2 protein-coding genes are annotated in these 2,468 nt (G+C 63.4%); both read left to right on the top strand.

Annotated features, from left to right (window positions below; genetic code table 11):
• Positions 1–39: 39 nt before the first annotated feature.
• On the top strand, positions 40–813 hold the full coding sequence (locus EOA36_RS33290) for an NAD kinase (RefSeq protein WP_127280995.1): 774 nt from the start codon (positions 40–42) through the stop codon (positions 811–813).
• A gap of 192 nt (positions 814–1,005) precedes the next feature.
• Positions 1,006–2,468, top strand: a 1,463-nt coding sequence (locus EOA36_RS33285) for a DEAD/DEAH box helicase (protein ID WP_189553491.1), incomplete at its 3' end; no start/stop codon positions are given.

The following is a 2,468-nucleotide window of genomic DNA, read 5'->3' as shown; positions in this document are numbered from 1 at the left end:
CAGTACCTGCCGGCGCCAATCGGTCGCGATCGGGAAGCCATGAGCACAGCCGCCAACAGCATCGCTTTCGTCTCGTCCGACACAACGGACGCCAAGGCGGCGCTGGAGAGCCTGTCGGCGCGCTACGGTCAATGTTCTGTCGCCGAAGCGACTGTCGTGGTGGCGCTGGGCGGTGACGGCTTCCTGCTGCAGACCTTGCGCGAAACGATGGGTACGGGAAAGAAAGTCTACGGCATGAACCGTGGCACGATCGGCTTCCTGATGAATGAGTATCGGTCCGGCGGGCTCACCGAGCGCATCGCGGCTGCGGTCGCCGAAACGATCCGACCGCTGGAGATGCTGGCAACCACCTCGGACGGCGAACACCTCACGGCGGTGGCGATCAACGAAGTTGCGCTGTGGCGCCAATCCTATCAGACGGCCAAGATCCGCATCAGCGTCGATGACCAGGTACGGTTGGAGGAACTGAGCTGCGACGGCGTCATGATCGCGACGCCGGCCGGATCGACCGCGTACAATCTTTCCGCGCACGGCCCGATCCTGCCGCTCGATGCGCCACTTCTGGCTCTCACGCCGGTCAGCCCGTTTCGTCCGCGACGCTGGCGCGGCGCATTGCTTTCCAACAAGGCGAGCGTGCGCTTCGACATTCTGGAGCCGGAAAAGCGGCCGGTGAACGCTGCCGCCGACCACACGGAGGTCAAGGCGGTGACCTCGGTTACGGTGCGGGAATCGCCGACGGCCACGGCGACTTTGCTGTTCGATCCCAATCACTCCTGGAACGAGCGCATCCTGGCCGAACAGTTCCGTTACTGAGCCGGCACACAGACAAGCGGCCGGATTAAGCATCGCGATTAAGGTTACAACTTCACAATCGCGCCAACCCTGCCCGTTTCTGTTGACAAATCGCGGGCTTGCGCCTAATCGCAATACCAATCTTGCAGGCGCGTGGCGCTTGCCGCGACGAATGACGTTGCGCTTCCCCGAACCAGCCAAAGACAGCAACACTTGTCCTCAGACACGACGATCGCTCAAGAAGCGTTGACCTTTTCAGACCTCGGCCTGTCGCCGAAGGTGCTTTCCGCAGTCACCGATGCCGGCTATACCCAGCCGACCCCGATCCAGGCTGGTGCGATCCCGCACGCCTTGCTCGGCAAGGACGTGCTGGGTATTGCCCAGACCGGCACCGGCAAGACCGCCTCCTTCGTGCTGCCGATGCTGACCCGGCTGGAAAAGGGCCGCGCCCGCGCCCGCATGCCGCGCACGCTGATCCTCGAGCCGACGCGTGAGCTTGCCGCGCAGGTCGAAGAAAACTTCGTCAAATACGGCAAGAACCACAAGCTCAACATCGCATTGTTGATCGGCGGCGTGTCGTTCGACGAGCAGGACAAGAAGCTGGAGCGCGGCGCCGACGTGCTGATCGCGACGCCGGGTCGTTTGCTCGACCACCGCGAGCGCGGCAAATTGCTGCTCAACGGCGTCGAGATCCTCGTCATCGACGAGGCCGACCGCATGCTCGACATGGGCTTCATTCCCGATATCGAACGCATCTGCGAGATGATTCCGTTCACCCGGCAGACGCTGTTCTTCTCGGCGACCATGCCGCCGGAGATCACCAAGCTGACGGAAAAATTCCTGCACGCGCCGGTTCGCGTCGAGGTCTCCAAGGCCGCGTCGGCGGCCACCAACATCATCCAGCGACTGGTCAAATCGGGCTCGAAGCCTTGGGACAAGCGCGAAACGCTGCGCAACCTGATCAAGGCCGAGGATGCGGAGCTGAAGAACGCAATCATCTTCTGCAATCGCAAGATCGAGGTTTCGGAGCTGTTCCGCTCGCTGCTGAAATATGATTTCGACGCCGGCGCACTGCATGGCGACATGGACCAGCGCGCCCGCATGCAGATGCTGGCCAATTTCCGTGACGGCAAGCTGCGTTATCTCGTCGCCTCCGATGTCGCCGCGCGCGGCCTCGACATTCCCGACGTCAGCCATGTCTTCAACTACGACGTGCCTATCCATGCCGAGGACTATGTCCACCGCATCGGCCGCACCGGCCGCGCCGGCCGCTCAGGCAAGTCCTTCACCATCGCGACCAAGTCCGACACCAAATATATCGACGCCATCGAGCGGCTGATCGGCAACAAGATCGAGTGGCATGACGGCGACCTGTCGACAGTGGTTGCCAGCGAAGGCGAGGACGATGCTCCGCGCCGTGGCAAAGGCGCGCCGCGCCGCGCCGGCCGCAAGGACGAGGACCGCAACGACAGGGGCGCGCGCAACAAGGGCGGCGAGCGTCGCGGCAGACGCAGCGAGGAAGATGCCGCGACCGCGGTTGCTCAACCGCAGCCGGATGTGGCCGAGACGGCCGATATTGTCGAACGGCGCGCGCGCAAGGATGCGATCCGCTCGGAAAACACCGAGCGCAAATCGTCCGACCGCAATGAGCCGCGCGCACCTGAGCGCGGTGACAC

The sequence above is a fragment of the Mesorhizobium sp. M8A.F.Ca.ET.021.01.1.1 genome, from assembly GCF_003998025.1.
GTDB lineage: Bacteria > Pseudomonadota > Alphaproteobacteria > Rhizobiales > Rhizobiaceae > Mesorhizobium.
Note: the sequence above shows the minus strand (reverse complement) of the source record. Positions and strands in the feature narration are given on the sequence as shown.